Consider the following 19,326-nt stretch of genomic DNA (forward strand, 5'->3'; position numbering starts at 1 on the left):
GAGGACGCCGTCGGGTCCGGCGGTGTGCGCTCTCGACGGCGAAGGGTGAGAGCCGTGAGCACCTCCCACGACGAGCAGAAGCGGGCCCGGCCGCAGGCGGCGGGAGCCGGGGACGGGGTCGAGGCCCGGGTGGGGCCCCGGCCCGAGGGGGAGCCGTTCTTCCACCCCTACCACCACCCGGCCGCCGGCTGGGGCGCCGCCAAGAGCGTGACCAAGTTCCTGGTGCGGGAGCGGGCGCTCGTGGACGGACCGCGGGCGATCATGAAGATGAACCACGAGGGGGAGGGTTTCGACTGCCCCGGCTGCGCCTGGCCCGACGACACCAAGGGGCTCCACCTCGACCTCTGCGAGAACGGGGTCAAGCACGTCACCTGGGAGATGACCCGCAAGCGCGTCGGACGGGAGTTCTTCGCCGCCCACTCCGTCACGGAACTCTCCGGGTGGAGCGACTTCGCGCTGGAGGACCAGGGCCGGCTGACCGAGCCGATGGTGTACGACGCCGAGTCCGACCACTATGTGCCGATCAGCTGGCGGGACGCGTTCGCCCTGGCCGGGCGGGCGCTGCGGGAGCTGGACGACCCGAACCGGGCGGCGTTCTACACCTCCGGGCGGCTCGGCAACGAGGCCACCTTCCTGTACCAGCTCCTCGCCCGCGAACTCGGCACCAACAACCTGCCGGACTGCTCCAACATGTGCCACGAGGCGAGCGGACGCGGCCTCACCGACTCCCTCGGCACCGGCAAGGGCACCGTCGACCTCAAGGACTGGGACGCCACCGACGCCCTGTTCATCATGGGCGTGAACGCCGCGTCCAACGCGCCCCGCATGCTCACCGCCCTCGCCGACGCCTACCGGCGCGGCGCCCGGATCGTGCACGTCAACCCGCTGATCGAGGCCGCCGCCCGGCGCACGATCATCCCGCACGACTTCGTGGACATGGCCGTCAACCACGCCACCCGCACCGGCACCCTCGACCTCCAGGTGCGCGTCGGCGGCGACATGGCCCTGCTGCGGGGCATCGCCAAGGCCGTCCTGGACCAGTCCACGTCCGATCCCAAGGCGCTGGACCGGGAGTTCGTCGACCGGTACACCAGCGGCTTCGAGGACTACCGCAAGCTGTGCGAGGCCACGCCCTGGGAGGAGATCGAGCGCCAGTCCGGCATCGGCCGCGCCGACATCCTCCGCGCGGCCCGGATCTACCGGGACGCCGACCGCTCCGTCTTCAGCTGGTGCCTGGGCGTCAGCCAGCACGAGCACGGCGTCGACACCGTACGGGAGATCGTCAACGTCCTTCTGCTGCGCGGCAACCTCGGCCGGGAGGGCGCCGGTCCCTCACCCGTGCGCGGGCACAGCAACGTACAGGGCAACCGCACCTGCGGCATCGACCACCGGCCCGAGCCGGAGTTCCTGGACCGGCTGGCCCGGGTCTGCGGGATCGACCCGCCCCGCGCACACGGCCTCGACACCGTCGGCACCATCCAGGCGATGCTCCGCGGCGACATCGGCGTGTTCGTCGGCATGGGCGGCAACTTCGCCCTCGCCGCGCCGGACACCGAGGCCACCTACCGGGCCCTGCGCGGCTGCGCGCTCACCGTCCAGGTGAGCACCAAGCTCAACCGCAGCCATCTGGTGCACGGCCGGCAGGCACTGATCCTGCCCTGCCTCGGCCGCACCGAGAAGGACCACCAGCGCTGCGGCATCCAGAGCACCTCCGTCGAGGACTCGATGAGCATGGTGCACCTGTCGGTCGGCATGAAGAAGCCCGCCTCCGCCCACCTGCTCTCCGAACCCGCCGTCATCGCCGGCATCGCCCGCGCCGCCCTCCCCGCCAGCACCACCCCCTGGGCCTGGTACGTCGAGGACTACGACCGCATCCGCGACACCATGGCCCAAGTCCTCGACGGCTTCGAGGACTTCAACCGGCGGGTCCGGCTGCCGCTCGGCTTCCGCATCCGCCAGCCCGCCCGCGAACTGGTCTTCAGCACGCCCTCCGGACGCGCGGAGTTCTCCTCGGCACCCCTGCCGGACGTCGTCCCCGCCCCCGGCACCCTGGCGCTGGGCACCATGCGCTCCCACGACCAGTGGAACACCACGATCTACTCCGACAACGACCGCTACCGGGGCGTCAAGAACCTCCGCACCCTCGTCTTCATGAACCCGGCCGACATGCGCGAACGCGGCATCGCGGAGTTCGACCCCGTCGACATCACCAGCACCGCCAAGGACGGCACCACCCGCACCCTGAACGGCTACCTCGCCATCCCGTACGACGTGCCGCGCGGCTGCGCGGCCGGCTACATGCCCGAGATGAACGTGCTGGTCGCCCTGTGCGACTACAGCGAACAGAGCGACCAGCCGCTGATGAAGCACCTCCGCGTGACGATCGGCCGGGCCGCCGCCTCCTGAGCCCCGCCGGTGCCGGCCGGTCCGGCACCGGCGGGCGAGCGCCGGGATGCGGGAGATCGGCGTCCCGTCGCGCATCATGGACGTCCCTGTCCGTCCGCGCGCCCTCGTCAGGAGCTCCCGCCCATGCCCGACACCGACGGTGTCACCGCCCCCCTGACGGCCCGGCTGGCCGGGCACACCCAGTCCTTCGAGCGGCTCTTCGAGAAGTACTTCGACTCCCTGGAGGGCGCCCTCGACACACCGTCGTACGGCCGCTTCACCCCCGAATGCCTGGCGCTGCTGCGGGAGTTGTCCCTGCGGGGCGGCAAACGGATCCGCGTGGTGATCCTGCGCGAGGCGGCCCGCCTGGTGACCGACGGGCCCGTGGCCGGACTGGACGAGGCGGCCCTGAGCCTCGAACTGCTGCACACCCACGGCCTGGTCCACGACGACCTCATCGACGACAGCCCCACCCGGCGCGGCGGCCCCTCCACCTACTACGCCTACCGCGAGCGGTTCCCCGGCCGCCCCCGGACGGCGCTCGCCCTCACCGTGCTCGCGGGCGACCTCGCCCTGGCCCTCTCCCTGCGGGCACTGCTCGACGCGCGGGTGTCACCGCCGGTCCGCCAGGCCATGACCGAGGCCCACACCCGGGCGGCGGCCGAGACGATCCTGGGCCAGGTCGTCGACCTGGAACGCGATGTCACCGAGGAACTCCCGGACACCGAAGTCCTCCACCAGGTCGCGGACTTCAAGTCCGCCCGCTACTCGCTGCTGGCGCCCCTGGAACTGGGACTGCTGGCGGCCGGCGGACAACCGGCGCACCACGCAGGGGAGTTGCGGCGCTACGCGCGGCTGGTCGGGATCTGCGCGCAACTGCGCGACGACTATCTGGACCTGTTCGGGGACGGGACGGAGATGGGCAAGCCCACCGGCACCGACATCCGCGACGGCAAGCGCAGTTATCTGGTGACCGCCCTGCTCCCGTCGCTCCAGGGGGCGGAGCGCGCCGTGGTGGAGAGCGCGCTCGGCGATCCCGCCTGCACGGCCGCGACGATCGCCACGATCCGGGAGATCGCCGAGGAGCGCGGGGTGGCCGCCGGGCTGCGCGCCCGCATGCGCGACCACGCGGAACAGGCCGCCCTGGTGGCCACCGGCTGGCGGCCGAGATGGCGGAGCGAGGCGGTCGACTTCTTCGAGCGGCTGCCCCGGTGGAGCGTCGAGCGCTCCCGCTGAGGAACGCGTACGACGACGGGGGCGGACGGGCGGTCGGTGGCGCCGGCGTATGCCTGTTCGCGCGGTTCTCCATCACCTTCGGACCAGCTTCGCCCGGCACCGGCCGGAACACCCCGGGAGCCGTCATGACCGGCTGATACGCACGGCTGTACACGGCGGAGCGATGGCTTGGACGAGCCGGCCGCACGCGGTCAGCGCGTCCTTGTCCCAGTCCTCCTCGTCGCGCAGGAGCCGCTCCACCGCCCCTGTGCCGACCGGCTCACGCCGTGCGGCAGAGCCTTCACCTCAGCCGCTGACCATTCCCACGACGAGATTGATGGCGGTGGCGAGAATGCCGGTGCCGAAGACGTAGGACAGCAGTGTGTGACGCAGCACGATCGCCCGGATCGCCGGACTCGACACATCGGTGTCGGACACCTGATAGGTCATGCCGAGGTTGTAGCTGAAGTAGAAGAAGTCCCGGTACGCAGGCGGGGCGTCCGAGTTGAAGTCGATTCCGCCCTCGGACTCGTAATACACGTAGGCGTAACGGGCGGCGTACATCAGATGCAGTGCGGCCCAGGCCGTGAAGACACCGCACAGGGCGGTCGCGGCCGCCACGTGACCGGGGTCGGCCTTGCCGCGCAGGAGCAGCAGCACGATGGCGGACAGTCCGCACAGAGCCACGGCGACCACCACCAGTTCATCGGTCACGGGACGGAAGTCCTCACGCCGCGCATTGCGGTGGGTTGCCGTCGCGTCCATCGGCCACAGCACCGCCCAGCCCGCCAGGACGAAGCTCAGTTCCGTCGCCGCGATCGCGGCCAGCGCGCCCAGTGCTCCATCGGCGACCACCGCCACGGCCGCGCCGCCCACCGCTCCGACGATCGCCGCGCCGATGAGGCGGGGCACGGCATCCAGCGGCAGGCAACGTCTCATACGTCATCACGGTAGTCCCGTCGCCGCCGGTCAGCGCGCTGCACTGCGCCTGATCAACACGGCGGGGTGCCGGATGCCCGGCGAACACCTTCTCGTACTGCCTGTTGCGTGATGCGCCGCACACCCCTCATCATCAGGAATCCTGTTGGTTTAACTTTGTAGCGATGGGTGGTCGCGTCATGCCGTTCAGTCCCAGAATCCAGGCCAGAGGGATCCAGTTGCTGCTCGGCCGCGTGATGAGCCGTGTGCACAAGGACCTTCGGTTCGGTGAGATTCCGAAGCGCACCGAGGTACTTCGGGTGGAGACCGGGGCGGGGCCGGTGGCGTGCACCGTCTACCGGCCGCCGGCCACCGCCGAGGCACCCGCTCCCGTGTACGTGAATTTCCACGGGGGTGGGTTCGTCGTGGCTCGTCCCGAGCAGGACGACCACATCTGCCGGTACATAGCCGCCAAGGCCGGCTGTGTCGTCGTGAATGTGGACTACGCCGTCGCCCCGCAGCAGCCGTACCCCACCGCCGTCACCCAGGCGTACGACGTCACCGCGTGGATCGTCGAGAACGGCGCCGCGCACGACTGGGACGGCTCGCGCCTCGCCGTGGGTGGGCACAGCGCCGGTGCCAACCTGGCCGCCGCGGTCTGCCGTACGGCCAGGGACCGCGGCGGTTTCACACCCTTGCTGCAGATCCTCGACTCGGCACCGCTCGACCAGGTCGCCGACCCGGCCACCAAGCGGTCGCCCATCGCCAAGCCGTTGCTCACGCCCCAGCTCATGCGGATCTTCACCGCCGCCTATGTCCCGGACCCCGCGGACCGGGCCCATCCGCTCGTCTCGCCGGGACTGGCCGACGACCTCGCCGCGCTGCCGCCCGCCCTGGTCGTCGCCGGGGAGCACGACCGGTTGCGAGACGAGGGCGAGGCCTACGCCAAGGCACTGGAGGCCGCCGGCGTCCCGGTCACCCTCCGGGTCTTCCCGGGCGTCGACCACTACTTCACCCACACCGGGCCGGTACCGGCGGGGAAGGAGGCCGTCGAGTTGATGGCCGCCAGTCTGCGGACGGCGTTGAGCACACACTGATCACAGGGCCGACGCGGTTTTGCGGGTCACGCCGTCGTCCCGAGGCCCAGGTCGTCCAGCACGGAGACCAGCCGGCCTCGGGCGTCGGAGGGCAGACCTCGCAGCGGCAGCGGCAGGTTGGGCTCGGCGGTCAGGCCCAGGTGTGCGGCGGCCGCTGACATCACGCGTAGGCCGCCGTACCGGCGGGTGAGGTCCCAGAGGGGTTCCAGGTGCGCGGAGTGGGCGGTGGCCTGCTCGGCGTGGCCGGTCCGGGCGGCGCGGGTGAGGGCGAGGGCGGTGCGTGGGAACAGGCCGCCGAGGACCGAGTACCACGCCTCGCATCCGGCGTTCAGGCCGTCGGCCGCCGCCCAGTCGCCGCTCACGCCGATGCTCACCGACTCCGGGAGCCGCGCCCGCAGTGCCCTCACGCGCTGCTCCGCGGCGGCCGGGTCGTCCGGCACCGGCGGGATCTTGACCGCGGCGACGTGCGGCAACTCGGCGATACGGCCGTGGAGTTCGTCGGTGAAGTGGACGTGGGTGGTGCGCGGGTTGTCGTACACGCACAGCGGTACCGACAGTTCGCGGGTGACGTCCTCGTACAGGCCGAACACCTCGTCGTCGGTGAGCGGCTGATACGTCATCGGGGCGAGCAGGACCGCGGACGCGCCCGCCTTCTGGGCGTCCTCGGCAAGAGCGAGGACCTGTGAGGTCCGCAGGGCCCCGATGCCGACCATGACCGGCACACCGTCGGCGGCTTCGACCGCGAGCGCCGTCACGCGGGCGCGCTGTTCGCGGGTGAGGTAGGCGTAGCCGCCGGTGGAGCCCAGGGCCCCGATGGAGTCGACGCCGGCGGCGGCGAGGCGGGAGACGAGGGTGCGGAAGGCGTCCTCGTCGATGCCGTCCTCGGTGGTGGGGGTGAGGGGGAAGGCGCTGAGGCCGCGGAACATGGAGAACTCCTCGTGGCGCATCGCTGATGTACGTCGTCCACCGCTTGTGCGGTGATGCGCAAGTATCGTGCCGTCCGGCGCCGATCCGGAGTGCGGCTTCACGCCGACGGACCCAGCGGCCGACCCCTGACCCCCGTCAAGTGGGCCTCGAACACGTCCTGCGCCTCCGGAGTCAGCGTCCGGAGTGCCACCAGGGCCGTGATGGCCACGTCGCACAGTTCGCTCTGTACGTCGTCCCAGGTGTGGGTGACGCCCTTGCGCGGGTTCTGACCGGTCGCGCCGATGACCGCTTCGGCGACCTCGCCGACCTCCTCGGAGAGTTTGAGGATGCGCAGGAGGACGCCCTCCGGGCCGGAGTGGACGCGGGCGGCCTCCAGGCGTGCCCAGAGGTCGTCCACGGCGGGCCACAGGCCGACGGGGGCGGTGACGGGGGTGTCCTGTTCGCTCATGGGCCGTAGTCTGCCGCGCCCCAGCCCGGCGCTACTCCTCGAACAGCGCCTCCTGCTCGCCCTCCTGTTCCCGCCGCACCCGCTGGTTCCGCGCCCCGATCACCGCCGCCGTCACCGCGGCCGTCACACCGAGCGCCACCGGGACCATCCAGCCCCGGTCGAAGACATGCCCGAACGCGTGGTCCAGGGAGAGCCGGCCGGGACCCGAGACCGCCAGGCCGGCCGCGGTCAGGCCCAGGCTCGCCGCGTACTCGTAGCCGCCCTCCGCCGCGAAGAACCCGTTCGGCATGTGCAGCGCGGCCGCGCCCGCCATCGCACCGGCCGCCGCCGCCCCCGCCGCCGGGGTCGCGAGGCCCAGCGCCAGCAGCGTCCCGCCGCCCGCCTCCGCCAGCCCCGCCGCCATCGCGCTCTGCCGCCCGGGCGCGTACCCGACCGACTCCATGAACTGGCCCGTGCCCTCGATCCCGCCCCCGCCGAACCACCCGAGCAGCTTCTGCGCGCCGTGCGCCGCCAGCACCCCGCCGGTCCCCAGCCGGAGCAGCAGCAGCCCCACGTCTCGTCGGTCACAACAGCTCACGGCGGCTCCCATCGGCGACTACGGATCACGGGTCTCCACCGTCGCATCCGCCCCACCCGAACGGCCCGTCCGCGCCGCCGTTCGGGTGGCGGGCCCCTGGCCACGGTGTGAGGCTGACCGGCATGACCATCAAAACGGACAAGCTCAGCGATCCGGCCGTACGGGCCTTCGTCACGGCCCTCAACTCCCACGACCGCGAGAGCTTCCTCGACCTGCTTTCCCCGGGCGCCACCATGGCGGACGACGGCTCCGACCGGAACCTCGACGAGTGGATCGACCGGGAGATCTTCTCCTCCAACGGCCACATCGACGTCGACAACGAGTCCAACGGCGGCCGCTCCCTCCTCGCCCACTACCGCAACGACACCTGGGGCGAGATGGTCACCCGCTGGGACTTCACCGTCGACACCGACGGCCGCATCTCCCGCTTCGAGACGGGGCAGGCCTAGGCGGCGGAAATCCGGATGCGGCCGCCCGGCGGGGTGGCTACCGTCCGGGCGTGGCCCACACCTATCCGCCGTTGAACGTCGAAGTCCGCACACCGCGGCTGACGTTGGCCGGTGCCTCCGACGAACTGCTGGAACGGCTGGTGCCGCTCGTGCGGGCCGGGGTCGCCGACGTCGAGCCGTGGCCGTTCGACGACCCGAGCTCGTTCTACGCCGACAGCCCGGACCGCGAGTGGCGGTGGCTGCGGGCCGTCTGGGCCGGTCGCGCCCGGGTGAGCCCGGACGCGTGGCGGCTGTACTTCGCGGTGCTCGTCGACGGTGAACCGGTCGGCATGCAGGATCTCGTCGGCAGTGACTTCGCCCGGTTCGGCACGGTGTCCAGCTTCTCCTGGCTGGCCCCCGGCAGCCGCGGACAGGGGCTCGGCAGGGAGATGCGGGCGGCGATCCTGCATCTGGCCTTCGCCGGGCTGGGCGCGCGCGAGGCCGGCAGCGACGCCTTCGTCGACAACGAGGCGTCCCACCGCGTCTCCCGCGGCCTGGGCTATGAACCGAACGGCACGGACTGGGACACCCGCCGTGGCGAGCCCGCGCGGATCCAGCGGTGGCGGCTCACCAGAGACGTGTGGGAAGCGGGCCGCCGGGACGACATCGAGCTGAGCGGCGTCGAGGAGTGCCGGCCGGTCCTGGGCATCGGGCAGCGCGGGCCGGACGTCCGACAACGGCTCCGGTGATTCCCTTGTCTTCGGGTGCGCTCCAACTCCTAGCGTCTTCGCCATGGAAACCGACAGCACCACCAGGACCCTGGGACGTTCCGGCATCCGCGTCAGCGCGCTCGGCTTCGGCTGCTGGGCCATCGGCGGTGAGTGGCAGGACCCGAGCGGGCAGCCGCTCGGCTGGGGCAGGGTCGACGACGAGGAGTCCGTACGGGCCATCCACCGCGCCCTCGACCTGGGCGTCACCTTCTTCGACACCGCCGACACCTACGGCGCCGGGCACAGCGAGCGCGTCCTCGGCCGGGCCCTCGGCAAGCGGCGGGACGACGTCGTCATCGCCACCAAGTGGGGCAACCTCTTCGACGAGGAGACCCGTACCTCCCTCGGCCAGGACGACTCCCCGGCCCACGTCCGCCGCGCCCTCACCGCCTCCCTGCGCCGCCTCGGCACCGACCACGTCGACCTCTACCAGTTCCACATCTCCGACGGCGACCCGGTGCGGGCCGCCGAACTCCGCGATGTCTGCGAGGAGTTGGTGGGGGAGGGACTGATCCGTGGCTACGGCTGGAGCACCGACGACCCAGCCCGCGCCGCCGTCTTCGCGGAGGGACCGCACTGCACGGCCGTGCAGTACACCCTCAACGTGCTCCAGGACGCGCCCGAACTCACCGCGCTGAGCGAGGAGCTGGAGCTGGCCGGCATCAACCGGGGCCCGCTGGCCATGGGGTTGCTCGCGGGACGGCGGGCGGGGGCCGGGGACGGGGACATCCGGAGCAGGCCGCCGGCCTGGCTGCCCGGCTTCGGGGACGGCGCCGGGGCCGACCCCGAGTGGGTCGAGCGGATCGAGGCCGTCCGCGAGGTCCTCACCAGCGACGGGCGGACCCTCGCCCAGGGCGCCCTCGCCTGGATCTGGGCCCGCGGCCCGCGCACCCTCCCGATCCCCGGCTTCCGGTCCGTCGCCCAGGCCGAGCAGAACGCCGGCGCGCTCGCGAAGGGGCCGCTCACCGCCGAGCAGACGGCCGAGATCGACCGGCTCCTCAAGCGGTGAGCGGCCCCGGGCCGCTCACGTCCGACGGTCAGTAACCCTGGCCGCCCCCGTACTGCTGCTGCACGTACGGCTGCTGGCCGTACGCCGCCTGCTGGGCCTGCTGGGGCTGTCCGCCGTGTCCCGCCGCCTGCTGCGCGAAGCGCTGTCCGCCGCCCTGCTCGGTGAGGGTGATCTGGCCGGCCTTGATGGTGGCCAGGCGCGGGGCGCGGCGGGCGATGGAGGAGTCGTGGGTGACCATGATGAAGGTCAGCCCGTACTCGTGCCAGAGCCCTTCGAGCAGGGCCATGATGTCGTCGCGGGTGCCCTCGTCGAGGTTGCCGGTCGGCTCGTCGGCGAGCAGCACCTTCGGCTTCTTCACCAGCGCGCGGGCGATCGCGACACGCTGCTGCTGGCCGCCGGAGAGCTCGGCGGGGGCGTGCGTGAGGCGCTCGCCGAGGCCCACCGAGCGCAGGGCCTCCGCCGCGCGCTCGCGGCGCTCGGCCGGCTTGATGCCGAGCGGGACCAGGGCGGTCTCGACGTTCTCCTGGGCGGTGAGCGTCGGGATCAGGTTGAACGCCTGGAAGATGATGCCGATCTTCTCGGCGCGCAGCCGGGTCAGCTTGGTCTCGCTGACCTTGGCGAGGTCGACGTCGTCCAGCAGGACGCTGCCCTCGCTCGGGCGGTCAAGACCGCCGATCATCTGCAGCAGGGTGGACTTGCCGCCGCCGGTGGGGCCCTGGATGACGAGCTGGTCGCCGTCCTCGATGGTCAGGTCGATGCCGCGCAGCGCCTCGACCGTCTCCTTGCCCCGCGTGTAGCGCTTGGTGACTCCGGTGAGTCTGTACATGGGTTCTCCACTGGGTGCTGAGTGAGGTGGGGCGCCGCGTCCCGGGGGGATCGGAGGCGGCGCCCCGGTCAAGGGGGGCGGGGGGCTAGGAGACGCTGCGCAGGGCGTCGGCCGGGCGCATCCGCGAGGCGCGCCAGCCGCCCATCGCGCCGGCGATCAGACCGCCGGTGACCGCGAGGCCGACCGCGAGGGCGATGGTGGTCAGGGAGACGGGCGCGGTGAGCGCGATCTCCAGGGTGTTCTGGGTGGACTGCTGGCCGGGACCGCCGCCGCCCGGACCGCCGCCCATGCCGCCGCCACCGCCGGAGGTGGAGCCGAGCTGCGCGGTGAGCTTCGGGCTGATCGCCGTGACCGCGTAGGCCGCGCCGACGCCGAGGGCGATACCGAGGGCACCGCCGACCAGACCGTTGACGATGGACTCGCCGACGACCTGACGGGTCACGTTGCGCGAGGGCCAGCCGAGCGCCTTCAGGGTGCCGAACTCACGCACCCGGCGGGAGACCGCGGAGGAGGTCAGCAGGGCCGCCACCAGGAAGGCCGCCGCGAGCACCGCGATGGACAGCCACTTGCCGACGCTGGTCGCGAGGCTGGAGGCGGTGGAGAGCGAACCGGAGACGGTGGACGCCAGGTCGGCGGAGGTGGTGACCGTCGTACCCGAGATGTTCGACTGGATCTCCTTCTTCACGGTGGAGATCTGCTTCGAGTCGGTCGCCTTGACGTAGATCGTGGTGACCTGGTTCTTGGCGTCGCCGAGGGTCTGGGCGAGCTTCAGCGGGACGAACAGGTCGGTGTCGGACTCGCTGCTGTCCGGGGTCACGATGCCGATGACCGTGAACTTGGTGCCGGAGATCTTGAAGGTCGAGCCGACCTTGTACTTCTTCTCCTTGGCGTACGACTTGCTGACCAGCGCGACCTTGGCGCTGGTCTGCGCCGAGGTGAAGGTCTTGCCCGAGGTGACCTTCATCGAGGCCAGCGGGCCGAGGCCCTGGTGGGCGACGTCGACGCCGACCACCGAGTAGCTGTTCACGTTGAAGTTGGCGCCGCCGCCCTGCACCTGCGGCTGGCCGGTGGAGGTGCCGCCGCCCGGCTGCCCCTGGCCGCCGCCGCTGTTGCCGCTGGAGCTGGAGCTGGAGCCCGAGCTGCTCTGCGCCTTGCCCTGGGTGAAGGAGCCGTTGACCTTGGTGACGTTGAGGGAGAGCGCTCCGACCGCGCTCTCCACGCCCTTCTGGTCGGCGACCTTGGCGACCAGGGTCGACTTCAGGGCCTGACCGCCCTGAGTCATCACGCGGTCCGAGCTCTGCTTGGAGCTGCTGCTCGACTTGGCGTCGAACTTGAAGCTCGGACCGCCGGAGCTGCCCGAGGTGGGTGCCGACTGGGCCTTGGTCACGGTCATGTCGGTGCCGAGACCGTAGAGCGACTGGAGGACCTTGTCCTGCGCCTTGGACATACCGGCCGACACGGAGCTGACCGTGATGACCAGCGCGATACCGAGCGCCAGACCCAGTGCGATGACCAGGGCCGCCTTCTTTCTGCGGCCCAGCTCGCGCTTGAGATAGATGCCAAACATCCCGTTCCTCGAAGGTTCTTGGCGCCCGCTGTGGGCGCGGGCTCAAGCTAGGGAGAAACCTTTGAGTCGCCCTGGGTAAAAGATGTGTCAGAGCTGAGAAACGGCGAGGTCTTAGCAAACTTTCATAAGACAGCAAATTCCTGGCCGGGGGAGGGGGTACTGCCAGGTAGCCCCACTGGCCTGCGGTGTACGGTCCCGGGATGCGCGATTCCTCTCGGCTGACCCGGCGTGCCGCCCTCGGACTGACGGCCGCCGCTCTCCCCCTCTCCGCGGAGATCTCCGCGGCCGCCCCCGCCTCCGCCGCCACCGTCATAGGCGGCGAGCGGCTGGCCCGCGGCGGCATACAGGTACGCGGCGCCACCGGCCTGCCCAAGAAGATCACCGCCCGGGCCTGGCTGCTCGCCGACTGCACGAGCGGGGAGGTGCTGGCCTCCTGCAACGCGCACCGGCGGCTGGCGCCCGCGTCCACGCTGAAGATGCTGTTCGCGGACACCGTGCTGAAGAAGTTCGAGCGGAGCGGGCGCTACAAGGTCAAGGACTCCGACATCTCCGACGTCCCCTCCGGCTCCAGCCTGGTCGGCATCAAGCCCGGCCTCACCTACACCGTCGAGCAGCTGTGGCAGGGCGTCTTCCTGCGCTCCGGCAACGACGCCGTGCACGTGCTGTCCCACATGAACGGCGGCATCGCGAAGACCGTCGCCGAGATGCAGGCCAAGGCGGTCGACCTGCAGGCCCTGGACACCCATGTGGTCAGCCCCGACGGCTTCGACCACAAGGGGCAGCTGTCGTCCGCGTACGACCTGACGCTCTTCGCCCGGCACGGCCTGAAGGACGACGAGTTCCGGGGCTACTGCGGCACGAAGACCGCGGACTTCCCGGCGGGCGGCAAGAAGACCTTCCAGATCCAGAACACCGACCGCCTGCTCACCGGCTCCTGGGGCCTGGACACCTACAAGGGCCTGTTCGGCGTCAAGAACGGCTACACCAGCAACGCCGGCAACACCTTCACCGGCGCCGCCACCCGGGACGGCCGCACCCTGCTGGTCACCGTGATGCACCCGGCCAGCGGCAACAACGCCGTCTACGAGGAGACCGCCGCGCTGCTCGACTGGGGCTTCGGCAAGGGCAGTTCGGCGCAGTCGGTGGGGTTGCTGGTCGATCCGCTGAGCGAGGGCGGGGCGAGCGCGAGCCCGTCGCCGTCGAAGGCCAAGGGTGCCGCGGGGGCGGCCGGGACGGGCGCGGCCGGTTCGACGTCCTCAGGTCCGTCGCCGTGGCGGCTCGCGGAGGGCGGGGCGGGGACGCTCGCGCTGCTGGGCGCGGGGGCGTGGGCACTGCGCCGGCGCGGTGCGCGCAAGGCAGCCGCCACGGACGGCGCGGACGCCCCGGGCGACCCGCAGGCCGGCTGACGTCACGCGGCAGCCGCTCCACCCACCGGTGCGTACCCGCGGTCCCACGCGGGTCCACCCCCACTCCGGTCCGGTGGAACGGCTGCCGCCTCCCCCCTCGGTATGGTCAGCGGAATCCCAGAGCTCCAAGTGTGAAGTTCTGGTGGAGGAGAGTCGAGCATAGGCTCCTTACCGGCCGCAATACCGCGGAGGTTGGGATTCCGCTTGTATAGATTGCGGAGACTCCGGCTGAACGGCGGGTCAGCCCCGCCCGACGTACGGCATCGCCGTCGCCAGCACCGTCGCGAACTGCACGTTCGCCCCCAGCGGCAGCTCCGCCATGTGCCGCACGGTCCGCGCCACGTCTTCGACGTCCATCACGGGTTCCGGGGCGACCTCCCCGTTCGCCTGGAGCGCGCCCACCTGCATCCGGGCCGTCATGTCGGTGGCCGCGTTGCCGATGTCGATCTGCCCCACCGCGATGTCGTACGGCCGCCCGTCCAGGGAGAGCGCCTTGGTGAGGCCGGTCAGCGCGTGCTTGGTCGCGGTGTAGGCGACGGACCGCGGGCGGGGCGTGTGCGCCGAGATCGACCCGTTGTTGATGATCCGCCCGCCCCGCGGCTCCTGCTCCTTCATCTGCCGGAACGCGGCCTGTGCGCACAGGAACGCTCCGTTGAGGTTGGTGTCCACCACGTGCCGCCACGCCTCGTAGGGGAGGTCCTCGACCGGTACCCCGCCGGGGCCGAAGGTGCCCGCGTTGTTGAACAGCAGGTCCACGCGGCCGAACCGGTCCACGGTCGCCGCGAACAGCGCGTCGACGGCCGCGGGGTCCGACACGTCGGTGCGGACGGCGACGGAGGCGCCCTCGGGCGCCAGCGCGGCCGTCTCCGCGAGCCGCTCCGACCGGCGGCCGGCCAGGGCCACCGACCAGCCGGTGCGGAGCAGTTCTACGGCGACGGCGCGGCCGATGCCGGAACCGGCGCCGGTGACGATCGCGACCTTTGATGGGTTGGCATTCATGGGGCGCAGCGTAGGCGCTGCGTTGGGTGGTGCCGGGGTGGGTTGTCGGTTGGGTGCGGGTGCGTGGGGGCTGGTCGCGCCCACGCGGCGGAGCCGCATATCAGACACAGCCCCGCGCCCCTGACGGGGCGCTCTACCGCAGGGCGTTCACAGCTCGCCCGCGTAGCGGACGCCGATCTGGTCCCTGAGGGTGTCCAGGGTGCGCATGACGGCGAGGGTGCCTTCGAGGGGGACGAGGGGGGACTCCTTCTCGCCCGCCCGCAGGGCGCGCATGACCTCGCGGGCCTCGTGGCGGAGGGTGTTGCGGGGGCCGTCGGCGGGGGCCATGGCGAACTCCTGCGGGTCGCGGCCGTCGCGGTGCAGGACGAAGCGTTCGGGGTGGAAGAAGCCGTCGGGAATGTCGATCCGGCCGCGCGAGCCGGTGATGGAGGCGCTGGTGCCGGTGCCGCCGACGATGGAGCAGTGCACCATGGCGAGAGCGCCGCTCTCCCAGGAGAGCAGTGCACCCGTCTGGAGATCGACGCCCTCCTCCGAGAGCACCGCTCGCGCCGACATCCCGTCCGGCTCACCGAGCAGCAGATGGGCGAACGACACCGGGTAGACGCCGAGGTCGAGGAGCGCGCCGCCGCCCAGTGCCGGGTCCCGCAGCCGGTGCGCCGGCGGGAACGGACCCTCCAGGCCGAAGTCCGCCTGGACCGTCCGCACCTCGCCGATCGCGCCGTCCGCGACCAGCGCCGTCAGCCGCCGCACCAGCGGGTTGCAGTACGTCCACATCGCCTCCATCAGGAAGCGGTCGTGCTCCTTGGCCAGCGCGACGAGTTCCTCGGCCTCCCGCCCGTTGAGCGTGAACGCCTTCTCGCACAGCACGTTCCGCCCCGCCTCCAGGCAGAGCCCGGCGGCCGCCCGGTGCGCCGAGTGCGGAGTGGCGACGTACACGACGTCGATCTCCTCGTCCCGGGCCAGCGACTCCCAGTCGCCGTACGCCCGGCCGATCCCGAACCGCTCCGCGAACGCCTCCGCCGACGCGGTCGACCGCGAGGCCACCGCGACGATCTCGGCGTCCGGCAGATCGACGAGGTCCGCCGTGAACGCGGCGGCGATCCCGCCCGTCGCAAGGATCCCCCACCGCACGCTCTGCTCCGCCATCCCGGCCGTCCCACCCTCGCTCGTGTGTTTCCAGGCAGTCTGTACGAGCTGAGAGCATAGGCGGCGGACATCGGGGTTCACCAAGGATCACCGAGCAGGAGAGCGAGGGGCCATGCCCGAGCAGCCGGCACCGCCGACATCGGACACGCAACACTCCGCCGTACCCCGTAGGACCACCCCCGCCGCCCGCCGGGCCGGTCTCCTCCTCGTCCTCGTGCTCGGCGGGCTCACCGCGACACCCCCGCTCGCGATGGACATGTACCTCCCCTCGCTGCCGGAGGTCACCCGCTCCCTGCACGCACCCGCCGCGACCGTCCAGCTCACCCTCACCGCCTGCCTCGCCGGCATGGCCCTCGGCCAGCTGGTCGTCGGCCCGATGAGCGACCGCTGGGGCCGCCGCCGCCCGCTGCTGGCCGGCCTCGCCGTGTACGTCGTCGCCACCGCCCTGTGCGCGCTCGCGCCGAACGTCGAGACGCTGGTCGCCTTCCGGCTCGCCCAGGGCCTCGCGGGCGCGGCCGGCATCGTCATCGCGCGGGCCGTCGTACGCGACCTCTACGACGGGGTCGCCATGGCCCGCTTCTTCTCCACCCTGATGCTGGTCTCCGGGGTCGCCCCGATCGTCGCGCCGCTGATCGGCGGGCAGATCCTGCGGGTGACGGACTGGCGGGGCGTGTTCGTCGTGCTGACGGGCGTCGGCGCCGTGCTCGCCGCGGTGGTGTGGGCGAAGCTGCCGGAGACCCTCCCGGCCGCCGACCGGCACGCCGGGGGCGCGGCCACCGCCGTACGCGCCATGCGCGCCCTCCTCGCCGACCTCCCCTTCACCGGCTACATGCTCACCGGCGGCTTCGCCTTCGCCGCCCTCTTCGCCTACATAGCCGCGTCCCCGTTCGTGATCCAGGAGATCTACGGCGCCTCCCCGCAGACCTTCAGCCTGCTCTTCGGCGTCAACTCCGTCGGTCTGGTGATCGCCGGGCAGGTCAACGGCAAGGTGCTGGCCGGGCGGGTCAGCCTGGACAAGGTGCTGGGCGCGGGGCTGGTGGTGACCGTCCTCGCCGCGGCCGCCCTGCTGCTGATGTCGGCCGGCGCCTTCGGCCCGGTGGGCCTGGCCCCCGTCGCCGCCGCCCTGTTCGTCCTGATGTCCACGATGGGCCTCACCCTCCCGAACGCCCAGTCCCTCGCCCTGCTGCGCACCCGGCACGCCGCAGGCTCCGCGTCCGCGTTGCTCGGCACCACCTCGTTCCTGGTCGGCGCGATCGCCTCGCCGCTGGTCGGGATCGCCGGGGAGAGAACCGCCGTGCCCATGGCGATCGTCCAACTGGCGGGGGCACTGGTGGCACTGGCCTGCTTCGTGGGAATGTGCCGTCCCTGGGCAGCACGTGGGAACACCCGTGCGAGGGCGGAGGGAGCAGGGAGCTGAGCGTACCGAGACTGCGCGTCGAGACACCGGAACGGGCCGGGCTCGACCCCGCGGAACTCAGACACCTCGTCCGCGAGGTGCACGACCTCACCGCCGGCGTGCGGCCGTGGGCGGCCGGTGCCGTCGTGGTCGCCGGGCGCGGGCCGGTGATCGCCGTGCAGGAGGCGGCCGGCTGGGCCGTGCGCTGGTCCCGGTACGACCCCGGCTCCGACGCGGGTGTCGAACTGCCGGCCGCCGCCCGGGTCCCGATGACCGTCGACACCCCCTTCGACCTGGCCTCCCTCACCAAGCTCTTCACCGCGGTCGCCGCCGTGCAGCAACTGGAACGCGGCACCCTCGGCATCGACGCCCGGGTCGGCGCCTACCTCCCCGACTTCCACGCGGCCGCCGTGCACCGCATCACCGTCCGCCAGCTCCTCACCCACACCTCCGGCCTGCGCCCCGAACTCCCGCTCTACGACTGCGCCGACGACCCGGCCCGCCTCGACCTGCTGCGCGCCGAGGCACCGAGCAGCGCGCCCGGCGCCTACCGCTACTCGGACCTGAACCTGCTGCTGCTCCAGTACGTCCTGGAGCGGATCACCGGCCGCCCGCTCGACGTCCTGGTCCGCGAGGGCATCACCCGCCCGCTCGGCATGCACGCCACCGACTTCGGCCCCTGCCCGGGCGCCGCGGCCACCGAGGACCAGCGGCGGCCCTGGGCCAAGACGGACCGGGGGATGCTGCGGGGCGTGGTGCACGACGAGAACGCCTGGGCGCTGGGCGGGGTGGCCGGCCACGCGGGCCTCTTCTCCACCGCCCGCGACCTGGCGGTCTTCTGCCGTGCGCTGCTCGCGGGCGGCGCGTACGGCCCGGCGCGGATCCTCGGCCCCGACTTCGTGGACCTGCTGCTGGCCCCGCCCGGTCTCGGCTTCCTCGTGGACCAGCCGTGGTTCATGGGCGAGCTCGCGGGCCGGGGCGCGGCGGGCCACACCGGGTTCACCGGGACCAGCCTGGTGCTGGACCGGGCGTCGGACACGTTCCTGGTGCTGCTGACCAACACCGTGCATCCGCGCCGCAGGCCCGGCGACAGCGCCCCCCGGGCCGCCGCGGCGACCCGGCTGGCCCGCGCGGTCCATACAATCGCCGGGTGAACCACCCCGCACCCCGGAGTTCCCTGTCCCCGGCCGAGCAGCTGCGCGCCGCCCTGTCGGCCGTCCTCGACGGGCTCCCCCCGAAGCAGGCCGCCTCCGCCGTCGAACGGCTGATCGCCAGCTACCGCGGGGCGACCCCGACCGACGCGCCGATCCTGCGGGACCGGGCCGACGTGGTGGCGTACGCGGCGTACCGGATGCCGGCGACCTTCGAGGCGGTACGGTCCGCGCTGGACGCGTTCGCCGACGCGGTGCCGGAGGGATGGGCGCCGGGGAGCCATGTGGACGTCGGCGGCGGGACGGGCGCGGCGACCTGGGCGGTGACCGACACCTGGGCGGGCGAGCGGCCGGTGACGGTCCTCGACTGGGCCGAGCCGGCGCTGGCCCTCGGCCGGGAGCTCGCCGCCGCCAACCCGGCACTGCGCGAGGCGAAGTGGCAGCGCTCCCGGATCGGAGCGGCGCTCACCATCGAGAGCACCGATCTCGTCACGGTGTCGTACGTCCTCAACGAACTCGACGAGGCCGCCCGCACGGCCCTCGTCGACGCCGCCGCGGAAGCCGCGCGGGCCGTGGTGATCGTCGAGGCCGGCACACCCGCCGGATACGCCCGGATCATCGAGGCCCGCGACCGCCTGATCGCCGCCGGCTTCCACATCGCCGCCCCCTGCCCGCACAGCGCCGCCTGCCCGATCGTCCCCGGCACGGACTGGTGCCACTTCTCGGCCCGGGTCAGCCGCTCCTCCCTGCACCGCCAGGTCAAGGGCGGATCGCTGGCCTACGAGGACGAGAAGTTCAGCTACGTGGCCGCCACCCGCTTCCCGCCCGTCCCGGCTCCGGCCCGGGTGGTCCGGCGGCCCCAGATCCGCAAGGGCCAGGTCCTGCTCGACCTGTGCGAGCCCGACGAGCAGCTGCGCCGCACGACGGTCACCAAACGCCACGGCGACCTGTACAAGGCGGCCCGGGACGCGGACTGGGGCGACGCGTGGCCGCCCCACTAGCAAGTACCCCGCTTCGCACCCAGATGGGGCCATAAGGCATCCTGTCGGGACCACAGCGAG

The 19,326-nt window shown here is 72.3% G+C and carries 18 protein-coding genes; 10 read left to right on the forward strand and 8 right to left on the reverse strand.

All coding sequences use genetic code 11. The features are described 5' to 3' along the window. Positions 1-54: 54 nt before the first annotated feature. Both ACGFZS_RS02960 and ACGFZS_RS02965 read left to right on the forward strand, forming a co-directional pair. Entirely contained in the window at positions 55-2,406 is a 2,352-nt protein-coding gene (locus tag ACGFZS_RS02960; RefSeq protein ID WP_393793627.1) for an FdhF/YdeP family oxidoreductase, read from the forward strand. Positions 2,407-2,529: 123 nt separating this feature from the next. Further along, positions 2,530-3,621 (forward strand): polyprenyl synthetase family protein, encoded by a 1,092-nt coding sequence (locus ACGFZS_RS02965; RefSeq protein WP_393793628.1) that lies wholly within the window; start codon positions 2,530-2,532, stop codon positions 3,619-3,621. 285 nt (positions 3,622-3,906) lie between these two features. Here the strand turns inward: ACGFZS_RS02965 and ACGFZS_RS02970 are convergent, their stop codons facing one another. Continuing rightward, on the reverse strand, positions 3,907-4,539 hold the full coding sequence (locus ACGFZS_RS02970; protein ID WP_393793629.1) for a DUF1345 domain-containing protein: 633 nt from the start codon (positions 4,537-4,539) through the stop codon (positions 3,907-3,909). 179 nt (positions 4,540-4,718) lie between these two features. Between ACGFZS_RS02970 and ACGFZS_RS02975 the strand changes: the two genes are divergently transcribed. Continuing rightward, positions 4,719-5,615 (forward strand): alpha/beta hydrolase, encoded by an 897-nt coding sequence (locus ACGFZS_RS02975; protein ID WP_393793630.1) that lies wholly within the window; start codon positions 4,719-4,721, stop codon positions 5,613-5,615. A 26-nt stretch (positions 5,616-5,641) separates the two neighbouring features. On the opposite strand, the gene ACGFZS_RS02980 is transcribed toward ACGFZS_RS02975, so the two are convergent. The 3 genes from ACGFZS_RS02980 to ACGFZS_RS02990 form a co-directional block, all read right to left on the reverse strand. After that, on the reverse strand, positions 5,642-6,541 hold the full coding sequence (locus ACGFZS_RS02980) for a dihydrodipicolinate synthase family protein (RefSeq protein ID WP_393793631.1): 900 nt from the start codon (positions 6,539-6,541) through the stop codon (positions 5,642-5,644). Positions 6,542-6,639: 98 nt separating this feature from the next. After that, positions 6,640-6,990: a MazG-like family protein gene (locus tag ACGFZS_RS02985; RefSeq protein ID WP_393793632.1), complete on the reverse strand. Its 351-nt coding sequence runs from the start codon at positions 6,988-6,990 to the stop codon at positions 6,640-6,642. Between the two features lie 31 nt (positions 6,991-7,021). Further along, positions 7,022-7,567: a DoxX family protein gene (locus ACGFZS_RS02990; RefSeq protein ID WP_393793633.1), complete on the reverse strand. Its 546-nt coding sequence runs from the start codon at positions 7,565-7,567 to the stop codon at positions 7,022-7,024. A 122-nt stretch (positions 7,568-7,689) separates the two neighbouring features. Here ACGFZS_RS02990 and ACGFZS_RS02995 point away from each other — a divergent pair, with 122 nt between their 5' ends. Genes ACGFZS_RS02995 through ACGFZS_RS03005 form a run of 3 tightly spaced genes read left to right on the forward strand, consistent with a single transcriptional unit; the run spans position 7,690 to position 9,774 of the window. Further along, positions 7,690-8,016, forward strand: a complete 327-nt coding sequence (locus ACGFZS_RS02995) for a nuclear transport factor 2 family protein (protein ID WP_393546667.1) — start codon at positions 7,690-7,692, stop codon at positions 8,014-8,016. 50 nt (positions 8,017-8,066) lie between these two features. Further along, positions 8,067-8,744: a GNAT family N-acetyltransferase gene (locus tag ACGFZS_RS03000; protein WP_393793634.1), complete on the forward strand. Its 678-nt coding sequence runs from the start codon at positions 8,067-8,069 to the stop codon at positions 8,742-8,744. A gap of 43 nt (positions 8,745-8,787) precedes the next feature. Next, entirely contained in the window at positions 8,788-9,774 is a 987-nt protein-coding gene (locus ACGFZS_RS03005) for an aldo/keto reductase (RefSeq protein WP_393793635.1), read from the forward strand. Between the two features lie 28 nt (positions 9,775-9,802). Here the strand turns inward: ACGFZS_RS03005 and ACGFZS_RS03010 are convergent, their stop codons facing one another. Both ACGFZS_RS03010 and ACGFZS_RS03015 read right to left on the reverse strand, forming a co-directional pair. Continuing rightward, the gene (locus tag ACGFZS_RS03010; protein ID WP_393793636.1) at positions 9,803-10,600 is read right to left on the reverse strand and encodes an ABC transporter ATP-binding protein; all 798 of its coding nucleotides are present in this window, start codon (positions 10,598-10,600) and stop codon (positions 9,803-9,805) included. 85 nt (positions 10,601-10,685) lie between these two features. Further along, complete coding sequence (locus tag ACGFZS_RS03015; protein WP_393793637.1) at positions 10,686-12,167, reverse strand: ABC transporter permease; 1,482 nt, start codon at positions 12,165-12,167, stop codon at positions 10,686-10,688. A gap of 200 nt (positions 12,168-12,367) precedes the next feature. Between ACGFZS_RS03015 and ACGFZS_RS03020 the strand changes: the two genes are divergently transcribed. Then, positions 12,368-13,573 (forward strand): D-alanyl-D-alanine carboxypeptidase family protein, encoded by a 1,206-nt coding sequence (locus ACGFZS_RS03020; protein WP_393793638.1) that lies wholly within the window; start codon positions 12,368-12,370, stop codon positions 13,571-13,573. A gap of 240 nt (positions 13,574-13,813) precedes the next feature. Here ACGFZS_RS03020 and ACGFZS_RS03025 read toward each other — a convergent pair whose 3' ends face one another. Beyond that, positions 13,814-14,572, reverse strand: a complete 759-nt coding sequence (locus tag ACGFZS_RS03025) for an SDR family oxidoreductase (protein WP_393793639.1) — start codon at positions 14,570-14,572, stop codon at positions 13,814-13,816. Positions 14,573-14,719: 147 nt separating this feature from the next. Continuing rightward, the gene (locus tag ACGFZS_RS03030; RefSeq protein WP_393793640.1) at positions 14,720-15,718 is read right to left on the reverse strand and encodes a Gfo/Idh/MocA family protein; all 999 of its coding nucleotides are present in this window, start codon (positions 15,716-15,718) and stop codon (positions 14,720-14,722) included. Between the two features lie 112 nt (positions 15,719-15,830). Here ACGFZS_RS03030 and ACGFZS_RS03035 point away from each other — a divergent pair, with 112 nt between their 5' ends. From ACGFZS_RS03035 to ACGFZS_RS03045, 3 genes are read left to right on the forward strand one after another with little or no spacing between them, the layout of a single operon-like run. Beyond that, the gene (locus ACGFZS_RS03035; protein WP_393793641.1) at positions 15,831-17,135 is read left to right on the forward strand and encodes a multidrug effflux MFS transporter; all 1,305 of its coding nucleotides are present in this window, start codon (positions 15,831-15,833) and stop codon (positions 17,133-17,135) included. Beyond that, positions 17,075-18,268, forward strand: coding sequence for a serine hydrolase domain-containing protein (locus ACGFZS_RS03040; protein ID WP_393793642.1), 1,194 nt, complete (start codon positions 17,075-17,077; stop codon positions 18,266-18,268). The genes ACGFZS_RS03035 and ACGFZS_RS03040 overlap by 61 nt, the downstream gene beginning before the upstream one ends. Further along, entirely contained in the window at positions 18,265-19,266 is a 1,002-nt protein-coding gene (locus ACGFZS_RS03045) for a small ribosomal subunit Rsm22 family protein (protein WP_393793643.1), read from the forward strand. The genes ACGFZS_RS03040 and ACGFZS_RS03045 overlap by 4 nt, the downstream gene beginning before the upstream one ends. Positions 19,267-19,326: the final 60 nt, after the last annotated feature.

It is taken from the genome of Streptomyces sp. NPDC048288, from assembly GCF_043201555.1.
GTDB lineage: Bacteria > Actinomycetota > Actinomycetes > Streptomycetales > Streptomycetaceae > Streptomyces.